We start from the raw sequence: 14,239 nt of genomic DNA on the forward strand, positions 1-14,239 counted from the left end.
GTTCTGCGACGGCGCAGTCGGCCTGGGCAGCAGAATGATTGGAACTGGCAAGTGAGCACGCTGCCCCAGTTCAATCGTGATGGCTTGGTCTCCGTCACGAACAGAATCGTCGGGCGAGCCCGAGATCGCCGCAGCCGATGGTCGATTTGCCAGCACAATGCCCACGAGCTTTGCTGGTCGGCTATTCGCGACGTTATTGGAGCTGATTGGTGAGCGCGCTGGGGCTCGAACCCAGGGAATTACGGTGACAATGCACTTAACAATGGGCACCCGTTCCGTGGCACATTAAGTGCATTGTCACCGCAATGGTCGTAATGGGCCTGACCTCAGCTCTGCGGCTGCCGCATTCGCCGCAGACGAAACGCGGCTCGATATCAGACAAGTGAACATCGTCAGGCCAGCGATCGGCGTTCAGAGCCACGTGATGGCTGCAATGGCGGCTCAAGATCACCTTCGGCCAGATGCGCGAGATGGGCTTGCGCGGAGTCCTGGTCTACTGCGGCCGGCCGGCGGCGTGCGTAGGAGTGTGGCGGCGTGCAGGGCGAGGCATGCCGCGATCAAAGCGGCATTGTAAGTACCTCGCAAATTATCAATCCCTTGGGGCTCATCCGTCGCGCGAGCTACTGCGCGTCGTGGGTGGGGAAAAGCTCCGAGGGGCGGCGGTTCTATATGGAGGGGCCAACGGATCCGCAGGGCTCACGGGTTATGAGCACGTGCCCGTGCCGCCAATTTTTGAGCACGTGCCCGTTCCAACATTGATGGTGCTTTTGGGCGAAGCCAATCGAGGCCATGATAATTAAGGCCACGACGACACACACGGCTACGAGGTTATGCGTCATTGTGCCACTCCACGGTAAACTGTGACTGGCTACTCGGGCATCATACTGAGCGGTGGCGGCCGATCAAAAACACAAAATCCATCGCGTGAAGGCCTCGCGGGTGGTGGTCAGATCGGCGCCGTGTCCAAACACGACGACCAGAACGACCCAGCCCACCGTCGACACCGCATCCATAACCAGCCCCTCTGCCAACCCAGGGCAGGATGGAATTGGCGGGCCCGCGGTGTGGTTGAGTCAAATTGACTCACCCGCGCTGAGCGCAGCAGTCGATTTGCCAACACAGTGCCCACAAAGCACTTTTTAGGTCGGCTCGTATTCCGGGCTAAATATTTGATTTGGCTTGGTGAGCGCGCTGGGGCTCGAACCCAGGACCCCGTGATTAAAAGTCACGTGCTCTACCGGCTGAGCTACGCGCTCCCATGGCCGCTGATGGCTTGAAGAGGATCGCCATCGTGTTCGGTCATTTCGAGAAGCATGTCTTGCCGCCGCGCTCGACTTGCGTTGCGGGGAAAACCGGCTGTTTCCGGATCATGCTTCCGCGCTGTGTAGGGGGAGTGGCTGCGGAGGTCAATAGTGCGGGTGGCTGCCGAAGTTCTTGGCAGGGGCGGGGATTCCATCGGCATCCCCGCGGCTTAGCTTGGGATTTTCAACCTGATTGGCGGGCGGTCATCCACGCTGAAGAGCACGTGACTTTTAATCACGGGGTCCAGGCGCCCGAGTTTCGGGCGCCCGTCACTTCGCCTCGCGCCGGACCTCGTTCGGCACCGGCTGCGGCGTACCGGGGGTCGGCAGGGCGACCGGGCGGAGGCCGATCAGCTCGGCGGAGCGGATCGCGCTGTCGCGCCAGAACTGGAACGAGTTGATCCGGCTAAGCTCGAGGATGGCGATGGCGACCGCGGCCAGGAACGGCAGGCTTTGCAGCACCAGGACGTCGGCGAAGACGTAGATCTCGGTGATCTGCCGGAAGCTGTTGCTGGCGATCAGGACGCCGGCGCCGATCACCAGCAGGGTGCCGATCACGGCCTCCCAGAACGCCTGGAACTCGATCGACATCCTGCTAAGGCCGCCCTTGGAGGTGCGGGCGAAGGCGATGTGCTCGGTGATGAGGCCCTGCGCGACCGCGCGCGACACCGTCCATTGCACGCTCATCGCCGCGATCATGGCGCCCAGCATCTGGCCGGGCTTGATCGCGACGCGGGCGCGATACATCGACAGGAAGTGCACCAGCGACACGATGAAGGCGCCGATGATCGGCAGCGTCAGGATCTTGTCGGGGATGGCGATGTCGGCGAAGGCGACGATCGGCACCCAGACGAGGTTGAGCAGCGCCACGACTACGCCGAGGCTTTCGGCGCCCAGCCAGTTCAGCCAGCCGAGGCCATATTCGCGCTTCTGGTCGGGCGTCAGCCGGCTCTTGCCGGGCAGGAACTGTCGCCAGTGCTTCTTGACGATCTGGAGGCCGCCATAGGCCCAGCGGTGACGCTGCTTCTTGAAGGCCTCGTAGGTGTCGGGGAGCAGGCCCTGGCCGTAGCGATGGTTGGTGTAGTGGGTGGTCCAGCCGAGCTCCTGGATCGCAAGGCCGAGATCGGAGTCCTCGCAGATCGTATCCGACGACCAGCCGCCGGCCATGTCCATCGCGGCGCGGCGGATCAGGCACATTGTGCCGTGCACGATCACGGCGTTGAGCTCGTTGCGCTGGACCATGCCGATGTCGAAGAAGCCGGCATATTCGCCGTTCATGATGTAGTGCATAATCGACAGGCCGCCGTCGCGATGCTCCTGCGGCGCCTGCACCAGGCCGACGCGCGGATCGGCGAACGCCGGCACGAGGTCCTTCAGCCAGTCGGGATCGACGACATAGTCGGCATCGAGGATGCCGATGATCTCGGCATCCGCCGCGGTGCGGTCCATGGCGATGCGCAGCGCGCCGGCCTTGAAACCCTGCACCTTCTCGGCGTTGATGAACTTGAAGCGTTCACCGAGCGCACGGCAATGGTCCTGGATCGGTTGCCAGAAGGCGGGATCCGGCGTGTTGTTGATGATGACCACGCATTCGTAGTTCGGATAGTTCAGCCGCGACAGCGCATCGAGCGTCTGCTTGAGCATCTCGACCGGCTCGAAGTACGCCGGGATGTGGATCGAGACCTTCGGGTAGTAATTCTCCGGCACGTTCTCGACCGGCTTGCCCTTCGTGATCAGCCGCTGCGGTGGCCGGCCGAAGGCGACCGCGGCGATCTCGTCGATGCGCGCCATCGCGATGAGCACGAGCGGAACGAGCAGGATCATGCCCAGGGTCAGCGCGAAGGCCGAGCCGAAGATGAAATAATGGCTGTTCCAGAACGCGAACACGGTTGCGGCCCAGGCGCCGACGCCGTTGGCAGTCGCCGACAGCAGGAAGGCCTGCTTCGCGGTTGGTTTCTCAAGCCGCAGAATCGGCAGTGACAGCAGGATGCCGACCAGCAGCGCGATGCCCATCAGCTTCCAATAGTCGGGGTTCTCCACCGGGCCGGTCCAGGCGAATTTCGGCTCGCGGCTGGCGTTGAGGATGCCCCAGTACGGACCGACGCCGCCTTCGAAGAATTTCCAGGGTTGATCGATCGCCTCGACGATGTTGTATTCCATGCCGATGGCTTCGGCACGGCTGACGAAGTTGCGCAGGATCAGCGCCTGCTGGAACGGGCCCGGATCGGCGTTGCGCAAATTGTAACCCTGGCTCGGCCAGCCGAACTCGGCGATCACGATGCGCTTGCCGGGGAACAGGTTGCGCAACAGGTTATAGCGGTCGACGGCCTGGTCGACCGCCTGGTCCGAGCGGAAGTTTTCCCAATAGGGCAGCACGTGGGCGGCAATGAAATCGACGCTGGAGCCGAGGTCGGGATTGTCGCGCCAGATGTTCCAGATCTCGCCGGTCGTGACCGGCACGCGGACCGATCCCTTGACCTTCTTGATCATGTTGATGAGGTCTTCGACCTTCTGCTCGCCGCGGTAGATCACCTCGTTGCCGACCACGACGCCGACGACGTTGCTGTTCTTGCGGGCGAGCTCGATCGCAGCCTTGATCTCGCGCTCGTTGCGATCCTTGTCCTTGTCGATCCAGGCGCCGACCGTGACCTTGAGGCCGAATTCGGCGGCGATCGGCGGCACCAGCTCCACACCGCCGGTGGACGAATAGAGGCGGATCGCGCGCGTCATGGTCGACAGCGTTTTCAGGTCGGCGCGGATTTTCTCGATCGTCGGGATGTTGTCGATGTCGGGGTGGGCCGAGCCCTCGAACGGTGCGTAGGAGACGCTGGGCAAGAGGCCCTTGAAATCAGGCGCGGGTTCCTTGTCGCGCAGGACTCCCCAGAGGCCGGCGTGGAGCGCGGACACAAGCAACAGAACGGCGGCGACAACGCGCATCGCGGCTAAACCAATAGGGGCTGAGGTGGCAGGGCAGCGGATCCGACCCCGAGATCCGACCGAGTCCGCGGCAAAGGGAGCATACCTCTGCCGCGCGGTTTCACAACTGTCATGGCCTCATGTCCTTATGAGGGCATGGCCTTTTCGAACGATGCGTGGCAGTGCCAACCGTGTCTATGGCCGATCGTTCCTGAACGACAGCTGAAACGATCGCGGCTATTTCTGGGGCGCGGGCGTCGGGCTTGGCGCAGGCGAGGGGCTGGCGGCCGGCTGGGGAGCTTGCGAATTGCCTGAAGCCGGCGCTGCAGTTTGCGAGGCGCTCGCCTGCTGCGGCTGGGAGGCCGGGTTGATCCAGCAGGCGTGCACGCGGCTGTCCAGGGTCTCGGCGACCTTGGGGTCGATCTGCCCGCCGAAGCGGGTCAGGCAGCGGAAGGCGGCCTGGATGTGGCCGCCGGGGCAGCCGAAACGGTCGTAGAGGTCGAGATGGCGGAACGCGGTATCGAGATCATCCCGCCACATCAGCCGCACCACGCGCCGGCCGAGCCAGACGCATTCGGGATTGCCGGCGGGGCCGTTGATGACCTGGGCCGCTTCCGCGAATTCGTCGGTGCGGCGCTGGTTCTGGGCGGCGTCCTTGGCGGCGTCGGCGGGTTGGGCGGCGGCCTTGCTCTGGTCGGGGGCGGGCGAGCCGCTCTGGGCGTAGGCGCCACCGAGACCGGCGAGAACGAGAAGGCAGGAGACGGCCAAGGTGGCGGCGAACTGCCGCAGGACCGCATTTCGTAACTCGAACACCCGTTGCCGCATGAATTCCCCAATATGTCCGCTGACCGTCCGCATCCCGACCTCGCGGACGCGCCGGTGATGGCGTCCAAATGGGTCTCCAATGCGGCGGAAAAGTCCTTGGGAGTCCATGACCTGTATTTGGAATTTTGTCCAGCAAAGTCACGATGCTAGGCCCCGGTCGAACGGCCGCAGCAAAAAATCCGTTGGGGGGAGGAACTGATCCGCACCTGGACACCCCCTTGGCAGACGGCGTGCAAGCAGGTAATCGACGGGCCCTTCGCGGAGGACGGAACCGATTTCTCTTCGTACGCCACTGGCGCTTCTGCTCGTTTCACTGGGTGCGATTGCTGCCGTGTGGTGGTGGTTGGCGACGCCGATCACGCTCGCACGTGCCCCGATCGATCCCGCCGAGAAGGTCCAATGCGTCTCCTACGCACCGTTCCGCGGCGAGCAGTCGCCGCTGGATGCGTGGACGCATATCGACGCCGACCAGATCGAGCAGGACCTGCGCCAGCTCAAGCAGATCACCGACTGCGTCCGCACCTATTCGATGGAGAACGGGCTCGACCAGGTGCCGGCGATCGCCGCCAAGGTCGGCGGGCTGAAAGTGCTCCAGGGCATCTGGCTCTCCAGCAACCGCAGCAAGAATTTCGAGCAGGCCGCGCTCGCGGTTCGCCTCACCAAGGAATTCCCGTCCATCATCACCGCGTTGATCGTCGGCAACGAGGTGCTGCTCCGCGGCGAGATGACCACGGCCGACCTCGTCTCCATCATCCGCTCGGTCAAGGCGCAGGTCAGTGTGCCCGTCACCTATGCCGACGTCTGGGAGTACTGGCTGAAGAACCGCGAGGTCTATGACGCCATCGACTTCGTCACGATCCATATCCTGCCCTATTGGGAGGATTTCCCGGTGCGCGCGAAATTCGCAGCAAGCCATGTCGAGGCGATCCGCGAGCGCATGGCGGTGGCGTTTCCGGGCAAGGAGATCCTGATCGGCGAAACTGGCTGGCCGAGCGAGGGGCGCATGCGCGACGGCGCGCTGCCGTCGCGCACCAACCAGGCGCGCGTCGTCTCGGAAATCCTGAGCCTTGCGAAGGCACAGAAGTTCCGGGTCAACCTGATCGAGTCCTACGACCAGCCGTGGAAGCGCAAGCTGGAAGGCACCGTCGGCGGCTATTGGGGCCTGTATGACTCGGTGCGCCGGAGCCTGAAATATCCGCCGGGCGAGCCGATCAGCAATTTCCCGTATTGGAAATGGTACATGGGCGCCGGCATGGGCCTCAGCGTGCTGGTGTTCGCGGTTGCCGGCCTCACGCTGCGCCGGCGGCCCTGGACGCCGCGCTTCTCGGCCTGGCTCGGCGTCGGCATCTCGGCGACGACGGCGGGCATCCTGCTCGGGATCGGCGCCGACAAGATGTATTACGAGAGCTACGGCATCGGCGGCTGGCTGCTCTGGGGCGCGCTGCTACTCGCCGGCATCCTGTCGCCGATCTTCTGCGCGCAGGCGATGGTGATCGGCCGCAGCCTCCCGACCTTCCTCGATCTGCTCGGCCCGCGCGAGGGCCGGAAATGGTCGAAGCTCACCGCCGTGCTCGGCCTGACGCTGGCCGTGACCGCGGTGATCGCGGCGCAGACCGCGCTCGGTTTCGTGTTCGACCCGCGCTACAAGGATTTTCCCTACGCCGCGCTGACGATGGCGGTGGTGCCGTTCGCGCTCTTGATGTTGAACCGGCCGCAGATCGGCCAGCGTCCGATCGCGGAGGCGGTGTTCGCAGGCGTGCTGGCGCTGTCGGCCGTCTTTGTGCTCTTCAACGAGGGCCGCGAGAATTGGCAGTCGCTGTGGACCTGCGCGATCTACCTTTTGTTTGCGCTCACGCTGTGGCGGGCGCGGGCCGAGCAAATCCAAGAATGAACAGGCCGATCGCAAGGCCCGACAGCACGACATTGTAGAGCACGATGCCGAGGCCGGCGGCGATGACGCCGACGGTAAGCAGCACGATCGACGGCCGCATCAGGTTCAGCGTCGCAACCACCAGCGCGACGATGCCGAACACCGAATTCTTGAACAGCACGGTCGAGACCGAGCGCGCCTTGCAGATCAGCGTCTGCAGGCCGGCATCGCAGGCGAGCGCGACTGGCGACAGCTCGATCGCGAGGTAGCGCAGATAGAGCGCATAGCCGACGGAAACGAAGCCGACGACGATCAGGAACTGCACCTGGTAGGGCGTGAGGCGGAAGGGCTTTTTTCTCATGGGGGCAATATGGTCGGGATGGCGCGGGCAGGCAACAGGCCAGGCCATGTTTCTGTTGGTTTGGCTCGCCCGGGCAGCCTTTGGGAACACGCGAGGGGCGGGCTGAGTTCTGAATGTTATGACGTCGAACGCATGTTGCCTTGAAGGAGTGAGCATGGACAAGCCAACTCAGGAGCAGCTGAACGAGCTCAAGAGGTTGAGCAAGGAGGCGCGGGTGGAGGATTGGTCGGAAATCGTCCAGTCCAGGGATGAAGCGGAGATGCGCATCCGGGATCTGAAGGAAAAGGCGCGCATCGAGTAAATCATCGCGTGCGCAAAGAGCCATCAAATTCGACCTTGCGTCTTCCGGCTCTGTTTCCAAATGCAGACCGGCGCCTGATCCTTTGATCAGGCGCCGGTTATCGAAATTACAAAGGCGAGGCGCAGCCTCACTTCTTCTTGGTGCTCGAGCCCGTCGTGTTCTGCATCTTCTGTCCGGGCGCGCTTTCCGAGTGACCCGGTCCCGCGGTGGTATTGGTCTGGTGGCCAGGCGCGTATTCGGAAGCGCCGGGAGCTGTCGAAGGCTTCGTCGTGTTCTGCATCTGCTGACCGGGCGCGTTGCTCGAAGCGCCCGGCGATTTCGTCGTTTGCGCGAGCGCCGAGGATGCCGCCAGAACGACGGCCGTCGCGATGATCAATTTCTTCACGTGTACTTCTCCTTGGTCATGGACGCGGGCACGAGCGATGTCGCGCGTCGGCCGCTCCGGTTCAGGACCGGGATAACTTGGCAGCCGGTGGCTGGTTTCGGTGGTGGACCGAAATTTAAGTCCATCTCCGCGCGCAGGAACATGGCGGCATTCACCGCGCGTTCAGGTGGAAGCAGATTCTGACCTACCGCCGGAAGAACGACGACAGCGTCGATCCCGCAGACGCTGATGCCGTCTCCGGCTTCGCCGGCGCCGGCTGGGCCGCGGGTGCAGGCGCGGGCTCCTCACGCTTTGACGAGCGCTTCGAGGAGTAGTTGTGGCGGCGCTGCGGCTTCTCGGGCTTTGCGCTGGGCGCGGGCGCGGTTTCGGCTTGCGGTGCCGCGTCCTGGTTCTTCTCGGAGCTCTTCTCCTGAACCCTGTCCTGAGTCTTTTCTTGTCTCTTGTCTTGCGCCTTCTCTTGCGCCTTTTCTTGGCCGCCGCGCATCGACAGGCGCTGACCGTCGAATACGGTGGTCTCGCAATGGCGGTCGTTCTCGGTAAGGCCGGCGCAGAGTTTTGCGGCGGCGGCGGCGTTGATCAGAGGACCGGCACCCAAGCGAAGCTGCATGCCGAGGCCGGTGGCGCCCTCCTTGATCATGATGATCGGCCGCAGTGCGCCGACTTCCGGATTGGATTTGGTCACGCCGCGCCAGAGCGCGCGCAGGCCGTCGATCGAGTTGGCGCCGCCGAGGTCGATAGCAAAGCGCGTCTGCTGGACTGCGATCGCGGGGGCTTCGGTCTCGGCGGCTTCCGGCGGCTTCGTTGCTGCCGCGACGACCTCGGTTGGAGCAGGAGCCGGCTCGGCCTTCTTCTCGGCGGCCTTCTCAGCTGCCTCGGGCTGAATCAGTTTGGAAGCGGCCGGATCCGGCGGCGCCGTGATCGACTTGGACGGCACCAGCGGAAGGGTCGGCAGCGCCGATGTCGTGGCCGGCGACTGCTGCACGAGCGAGGCGGCAGCCGCGGTCTGCGGCGGCGGGTTCGAGGGCTCCTTCACAGGCTCCTTGTGAGTATCCTTCTGATTATCCTTCGGGGCTTCAGTGCGCGGCTTCTCGCTCGCCGGAGCTGGCGTCGAGGCGACCGGCGCCACGCTGGGAGCTGCGGTCGCTGGCGCGACATCCTGCGGCTTGGCGCCTTGCGGCGGCGCGGCGCTCTGCTTGGCGATGGCACCGGTGACGGAATCGAGACCCTGCTCCAGCATCGTGACGCGTGAATAGAGCCGATCGCGATCGCTGTTCAGCGTCTCGATGGCGGCGGCGAGCCGGCGGGCCTCGTTCTGGCTCTCCTTGGTCAGCATCTGGAGCCGGTCGGCCTGGCGCGCGAGATCGGCGGAGGCGACCTGGTCGCGCCGCCAGTTGAGCTGGGCCTGATTGGCCATCACGGCGATGACGACGGCCCCCACGGCTGCGACGCCCCACGAGCCCAGCCGCCACATCATGCGCCGGTCGAATGCGCTTTCCTCGGCCAAAAGTCCGGAGAACAGCCCGCCGGTCTCCTTGGTGCCGAAGGCGTCCGCCAGTGGGTCGGAATCCTTTGCCATGAACGTTAAGTGCCCAGCCCTGTCCGGCTTCCCCGAATCAATCAGGGAACATTAACAGGAAATACGCCCCGCACTTGAATTCCGGGCGTTTGCGGGGGTAGCAAGGCGATGGCATCAGGGCGGCCTGCCGTCCGCCGCACCAATTGATTCGGCCGTATCTGACAGGATTTCGATGACCGCCCGTTCCAGCCTCACGATCGTGCTCGCCGCCGGCGAAGGCACGCGCATGCGATCGAGCCTGCCGAAAGTGCTGCATCCCGTCGCACATCAGACGCTGCTCGCCCATGTGCTCGCAGCCGCACCCAAGGGAACCGGCACGTCGCTCGCAGTCGTGATCGGTCCCCATCATCAGGCAGTTGCGCAGGAGGCGAGGCGCAGCCGCTCCGATGCGCTCACCTTCGTGCAAGCCGAGCGGCTCGGCACCGCGCATGCGGTGCTGGCGGCGCGCGAGGCGATCGCGCGGGGCGTCGATGATCTCTTGATCGCGTTCGGCGACACGCCGCTGATCTCGGCCGAAACCTTCGCGCGGCTGCGCGAGCCGCTCGCCAGGGGCGCCGCGATCGCCGCGCTCGGTTTTCGCGCCGCCTATCCTTCCGGCTATGGCCGCTTCATCGTCGAGGGCGACCGCCTGGTCGCGATCCGCGAAGAGGCCGATGCAAGTGAAGAGGAGCGCAAGATCGATCTGTGCAACGCCGGCCTGATGGCGATCGACGGTCGCCGCGCGCTCGAAATTCTCGGGCAGATCGGCAATGCCAATTCCAAGGGCGAATATTATCTGACGGACGCAGTCGGCATCGTCCGCGAAAAAGGATGGGAGTCGGTCGTGATCGAGACCAGTGAAGATGAAGTGCGTGGCATCAACACCAAGGCGCAGCTCGCCGAAGCGGAAAGCGTGATGCAGGCGCGCTTACGCAAAGCGGCGATGGAGGCCGGCGTCACGCTGGTCGCGCCGGAAACGGTGTATCTATCCGCCGACACCGTGTTCGGCAACGACGTGATCATCGAGCCGTTCGTGGTGATCGGCCCGGGCGTCTCGATCGCCGACGGCGCGGTGATCCATTCCTTCTCGCACATGGTGCAGAGTTCGATCGGGAAGAACGCCTCTGTCGGTCCGTTCGCGCGCATGAGGCCGGGCAGCTCGCTCGGCGAAGGTGCCAAGATCGGCAACTTCGTGGAGACCAAGGCCGCGACACTCGAGGCGGGAGCCAAAGCCAATCATCTCGCCTACATTGGTGATGCGATCGTCGGCGCCAAATCCAACATCGGTGCAGGCACCATCACCTGCAATTACGACGGCTTCGGGAAGCACAAGACGGTGATCGGGCAGGGTGCGTTCGTCGGCACCAACTCCTCGCTGGTCGCCCCCGTCAAAATCGGCAACGGCGCTTATATCGGCTCCGGCTCGGTGATCACCCGCGATGTGCCCGACGATGCGATGGCGCTGGAGCGCAACCAGCAGACCATCCGGGAAGGTGGTGCTGCGCGCTATCGCGAGATGAAGACGGGCGGCAAGGCTCTCGAAAAGAAGCCGGAGAAGTGAGCGAGGCTATTCGTCGTCCGCGAACTCGGAGAAGATCGCGCGGGTCAGGCGCCAGCCGCGCGGCTTGGCGCGCTTGGCCGGCTCGCCTTCGGGATGCTTGATGAAGACGGGCTTGTTTTCCTTGCCGCGCATGGGCGGCGGCCAATGCGCAAGGTGCGTGCCCGAGGTCTCGCTGGCGCGCAGATACCTCGACGACAGGCCTTTGCGGTCGGATGAGCTTCTCATGGCCGTCTCTCCTGGGCGAGAATCGTTGGCCAAACATGTTGACAGTGAGTTAATGTGCGAGATTAAAGGCCGGCCCAATCGACGCAGGCGAGGCTCGGTGTGATTTGGCGCTGTCTCAATCAGCAATAATTATTGAGTATCTGGTTCCGTAGGAGTTTCGCTAAAACCGACCGCGTCGTTTAGGCGATTTTTCGGCGATTTGGGGGATAGTGATCCGCATGTGCGGGATTGTTGGCATTCTCGGGCGCGAACCGGTTGCAGAGCAATTGGTGGATTCGCTCAAACGTCTCGAATATCGCGGCTATGATTCCGCGGGCGTCGCCACACTCGAAGGCAAGCACCTGGAGCGCCGCCGCGCCGAGGGCAAGCTGAAGAACCTGGAGAAGCGGCTCGAGGCGGAGCCGTTGAAGGGCACCACCGGCATCGGGCACACCCGCTGGGCCACCCACGGCAAGCCGACCGTCAACAACGCCCATCCGCATGCGACCGAGCGCGTCGCCGTGGTCCACAACGGCATCATCGAGAATTTCCGCGAGCTGCGCGAGGAACTCGAGACGAACGGCACGGTGTTCCACACCGAGACCGACACCGAGATCGTGGTGCACCTCGTCGACGATCTGCTCGCGCGCGGCAACAAGCCGGTCGAGGCGGTCAAGCTGACGCTGGCGCGCTTACGCGGCGCCTTCGCCCTCGGCTTCATCTTCGCCGGCGACGACGACCTCATGATCGGTGCCCGCAACGGCCCGCCGCTCGCGATCGGCTATGGCGACGGCGAGATGTATCTCGGCTCCGACGCCATCGCGCTCGGCCCCTTCACTGAGACGATCAGCTATCTCGAGGACGGCGACTGGGTCGTGCTCACCCGCAACAGCGCAACGATCTTCGACAAGGACGGCCACGCCGTCCACCGCGACAAGATCAGGCATGCGGCCTCGACCTCGCTGGTCGACAAGGCCAACTACCGCCACTTCATGGCGAAGGAGATCCACGAGCAGCCGGAAGTGGTCGGTCACACGCTCGCGCGCTATGTCGACATGGCGACCGAGCGCGTCTCGCTGCCGGTCAAGCTGCCATTCGATTTCAAGACCATCCAGCGCATCAACATCACGGCCTGCGGCACGGCGAGCTATGCCGGCTTCGTTGCAAAGTACTGGTTCGAGCGTTTTGCGCGTGTGCCGGTCGAGGTCGACGTCGCCTCCGAATTCCGCTACCGCGAAGCGCCCCTGCGCAAGGGTGATCTCGCCATCTTCATCTCGCAGTCCGGCGAGACCGCCGACACGCTGGCGGCGCTGCGCTATGCCAAAGCCGGGGGCGTGCACACGGTCGCCGTCGTCAACGTGGCGACCTCGACGATCGCGCGCGAAAGCGAGACCGTGCTGCAAACGCTGGCGGGACCCGAGATCGGTGTCGCCTCGACCAAGGCCTTCACCTGCCAGCTGATGGTGCTCGCAAATCTTGCAATTGCGGCCGGCAAGGCCCGCGGCGAATTGTCAGACGAGGATGAGACCAGGCTCGTCCATGGCCTCGTCGAGATCCCGCGCTTGATGTCGGATGCGCTCACCACCGAGGTTGAGATCGAGCGTCTGGCACGCGAGATCGCGAAATCGCGCGACGTGCTCTATCTCGGCCGCGGCACCAGTTTTCCGCTGGCGCTCGAAGGCGCGCTGAAGCTGAAGGAGATATCCTACATCCACGCCGAAGGCTACGCTGCTGGCGAGCTGAAGCACGGACCCATCGCGCTGATCGACGAGACCATGCCAGTCGTCGTCATCGCGCCCTATGACCGGGTGTTCGAAAAGACCGTCTCGAACATGCAGGAGGTCGCCGCCCGCGGCGGCAAAATCATTCTGATGACCGATGCCAAGGGCGCGGAGGAGGCGACCGTCGATTCTCTCGTCACCATCGTGATGCCCGACATGGCGGGGGCGTTCACGCCGATGGTCTATGCCGTTCCCGTGCAGCTGCTCGCCTATCACACGGCCGTGGTGATGGGCACCGACGTGGACCAGCCGCGCAACCTCGCGAAATCGGTGACCGTGGAATAGGCACAAGGGATATCGGTTGGTCGCAGTCTTCCAAAACCTGCTAGAAGACCCTAGCTTGTGTGCTGCGACCGATCTGGAACCCGAATGACCCCCCGCGACGACGCGCCTGCGCCTCTTGATCCCGTCCCGGAACCGCATACCGGCCTAATGGGCCGTTTTCGCAATTATTTCCTGACTGGCCTCGTCGTGACGGGGCCGATCGCGATCACGCTTTATCTGGTCTGGTGGTTCGTCACCTGGGTCGACGGCGTGGTGCGACCGTTCGTGCCGCTGGCCTATCGGCCCGAAACCTATCTGCCCTATGGTGTTCCCGGCTGGGGACTGATTGTCGCATTCTTCACGCTGACGCTGGTCGGCTTCCTCGCGGCCAACCTGATCGGCCGGACGCTGGTCGACGTCGGCGAGACCTTTCTCGGCCGGATTCCCGCGGTACGCGCCATCTACCGCGGCCTCAAACAGGTGTTCGAGACGCTGTTCTCGGGCAAGGGCTCGAGCTTCCGGAAAGTGGGCCTGGTCGAGTTTCCCTCGCCCGGCATGTGGTCGATCGTGCTGATCTCGCAATCGCCGAACGAGGACATCGCGCGCAACCTGCCGGGACAGGAGGAGCACGTCTCGGTGTTCCTGCCGTGCTCGCCGAACCCGACCACCGGATTCTTCTTCTACGTCCCGAAGAGCAAGATCATCGAGGTCGACCTCAGTGCCGAGGATGCAGCGACGTTGATCATGTCGGCCGGCGTGGTGCAGCCTGGCTCGGCACCAGATCCGAAGAAGGCCGCTGCGCTCGCGGGCGTGGCGAACGCCGCACGCATCGCCAACGCGTCTGCGCTCCAACCCCAGCAGCCTGCGAAAGTGGAGTAGGGCCATTCCCGCGCGGGATGGCCGCGTTCACGCAGG

At 64.1% G+C, this 14,239-nt stretch carries 11 protein-coding genes and 1 tRNA gene; 5 read left to right on the plus strand and 7 right to left on the minus strand.

Annotated features, from left to right (window positions below; translation table 11 throughout):
- Positions 1-1,180: 1,180 nt before the first annotated feature.
- The 3 genes from AAE027_RS05810 to AAE027_RS05820 all read right to left on the minus strand — a co-directional run bounded on the left by AAE027_RS05810 (position 1,181) and on the right by AAE027_RS05820 (position 5,042).
- A tRNA-Lys gene (locus AAE027_RS05810) sits at positions 1,181-1,256 on the minus strand.
- Between the two features lie 315 nt (positions 1,257-1,571).
- Positions 1,572-4,238 carry a glycosyltransferase gene (locus tag AAE027_RS05815; RefSeq protein WP_370987259.1) on the minus strand — a complete coding sequence of 889 codons (2,667 nt, stop codon included), beginning with the start codon at positions 4,236-4,238 and terminating at the stop codon, positions 1,572-1,574.
- A 216-nt stretch (positions 4,239-4,454) separates the two neighbouring features.
- A complete protein-coding gene (locus AAE027_RS05820) occupies positions 4,455-5,042 on the minus strand; it encodes a beta-1-3, beta-1-6-glucan biosynthesis protein (protein WP_370987471.1) in 588 nt (195 codons plus the stop codon).
- Positions 5,043-5,373: 331 nt separating this feature from the next.
- On the opposite strand from AAE027_RS05820, the gene AAE027_RS05825 reads away from it, so the two are divergent.
- Positions 5,374-6,933: a glycoside hydrolase family 17 protein gene (locus AAE027_RS05825; RefSeq protein WP_370987260.1), complete on the plus strand. Its 1,560-nt coding sequence runs from the start codon at positions 5,374-5,376 to the stop codon at positions 6,931-6,933.
- On the opposite strand, the gene AAE027_RS05830 is transcribed toward AAE027_RS05825, so the two are convergent.
- Positions 6,893-7,273, minus strand: a complete 381-nt coding sequence (locus AAE027_RS05830; RefSeq protein ID WP_370987261.1) for a hypothetical protein — start codon at positions 7,271-7,273, stop codon at positions 6,893-6,895. The genes AAE027_RS05825 and AAE027_RS05830 overlap by 41 nt on opposite strands.
- Before the next feature lie 154 nt (positions 7,274-7,427).
- On the opposite strand from AAE027_RS05830, the gene AAE027_RS05835 reads away from it, so the two are divergent.
- On the plus strand, positions 7,428-7,574 hold the full coding sequence (locus AAE027_RS05835) for a hypothetical protein (protein ID WP_164934922.1): 147 nt from the start codon (positions 7,428-7,430) through the stop codon (positions 7,572-7,574).
- A gap of 127 nt (positions 7,575-7,701) precedes the next feature.
- Here the strand turns inward: AAE027_RS05835 and AAE027_RS05840 are convergent, their stop codons facing one another.
- Together AAE027_RS05840 and AAE027_RS05845 are read right to left on the minus strand one after the other, a co-directional pair.
- Positions 7,702-7,959, minus strand: a complete 258-nt coding sequence (locus AAE027_RS05840) for a hypothetical protein (protein ID WP_091894444.1) — start codon at positions 7,957-7,959, stop codon at positions 7,702-7,704.
- Positions 7,960-8,143: 184 nt separating this feature from the next.
- Positions 8,144-9,535 carry a hypothetical protein gene (locus AAE027_RS05845; RefSeq protein ID WP_370987262.1) on the minus strand — a complete coding sequence of 464 codons (1,392 nt, stop codon included), beginning with the start codon at positions 9,533-9,535 and terminating at the stop codon, positions 8,144-8,146.
- Positions 9,536-9,707: 172 nt separating this feature from the next.
- Between AAE027_RS05845 and glmU the strand changes: the two genes are divergently transcribed.
- The gene (glmU, locus tag AAE027_RS05850; RefSeq protein WP_370987263.1) at positions 9,708-11,075 is read left to right on the plus strand and encodes a bifunctional UDP-N-acetylglucosamine diphosphorylase/glucosamine-1-phosphate N-acetyltransferase GlmU; all 1,368 of its coding nucleotides are present in this window, start codon (positions 9,708-9,710) and stop codon (positions 11,073-11,075) included.
- A 6-nt stretch (positions 11,076-11,081) separates the two neighbouring features.
- Here glmU and AAE027_RS05855 read toward each other — a convergent pair whose 3' ends face one another.
- Entirely contained in the window at positions 11,082-11,300 is a 219-nt protein-coding gene (locus tag AAE027_RS05855; protein ID WP_370987264.1) for a hypothetical protein, read from the minus strand.
- A 218-nt stretch (positions 11,301-11,518) separates the two neighbouring features.
- Between AAE027_RS05855 and glmS the strand changes: the two genes are divergently transcribed.
- Entirely contained in the window at positions 11,519-13,345 is a 1,827-nt protein-coding gene (gene glmS / locus AAE027_RS05860) for a glutamine--fructose-6-phosphate transaminase (isomerizing) (protein ID WP_370987265.1), read from the plus strand.
- 84 nt (positions 13,346-13,429) lie between these two features.
- Positions 13,430-14,203 (plus strand): DUF502 domain-containing protein, encoded by a 774-nt coding sequence (locus AAE027_RS05865; protein WP_091894454.1) that lies wholly within the window; start codon positions 13,430-13,432, stop codon positions 14,201-14,203.
- Positions 14,204-14,239: the final 36 nt, after the last annotated feature.

The organism is Bradyrhizobium sp. DN3 (assembly GCF_041357655.1).
Classification (GTDB): Bacteria; Pseudomonadota; Alphaproteobacteria; order Rhizobiales; family Xanthobacteraceae; genus Bradyrhizobium.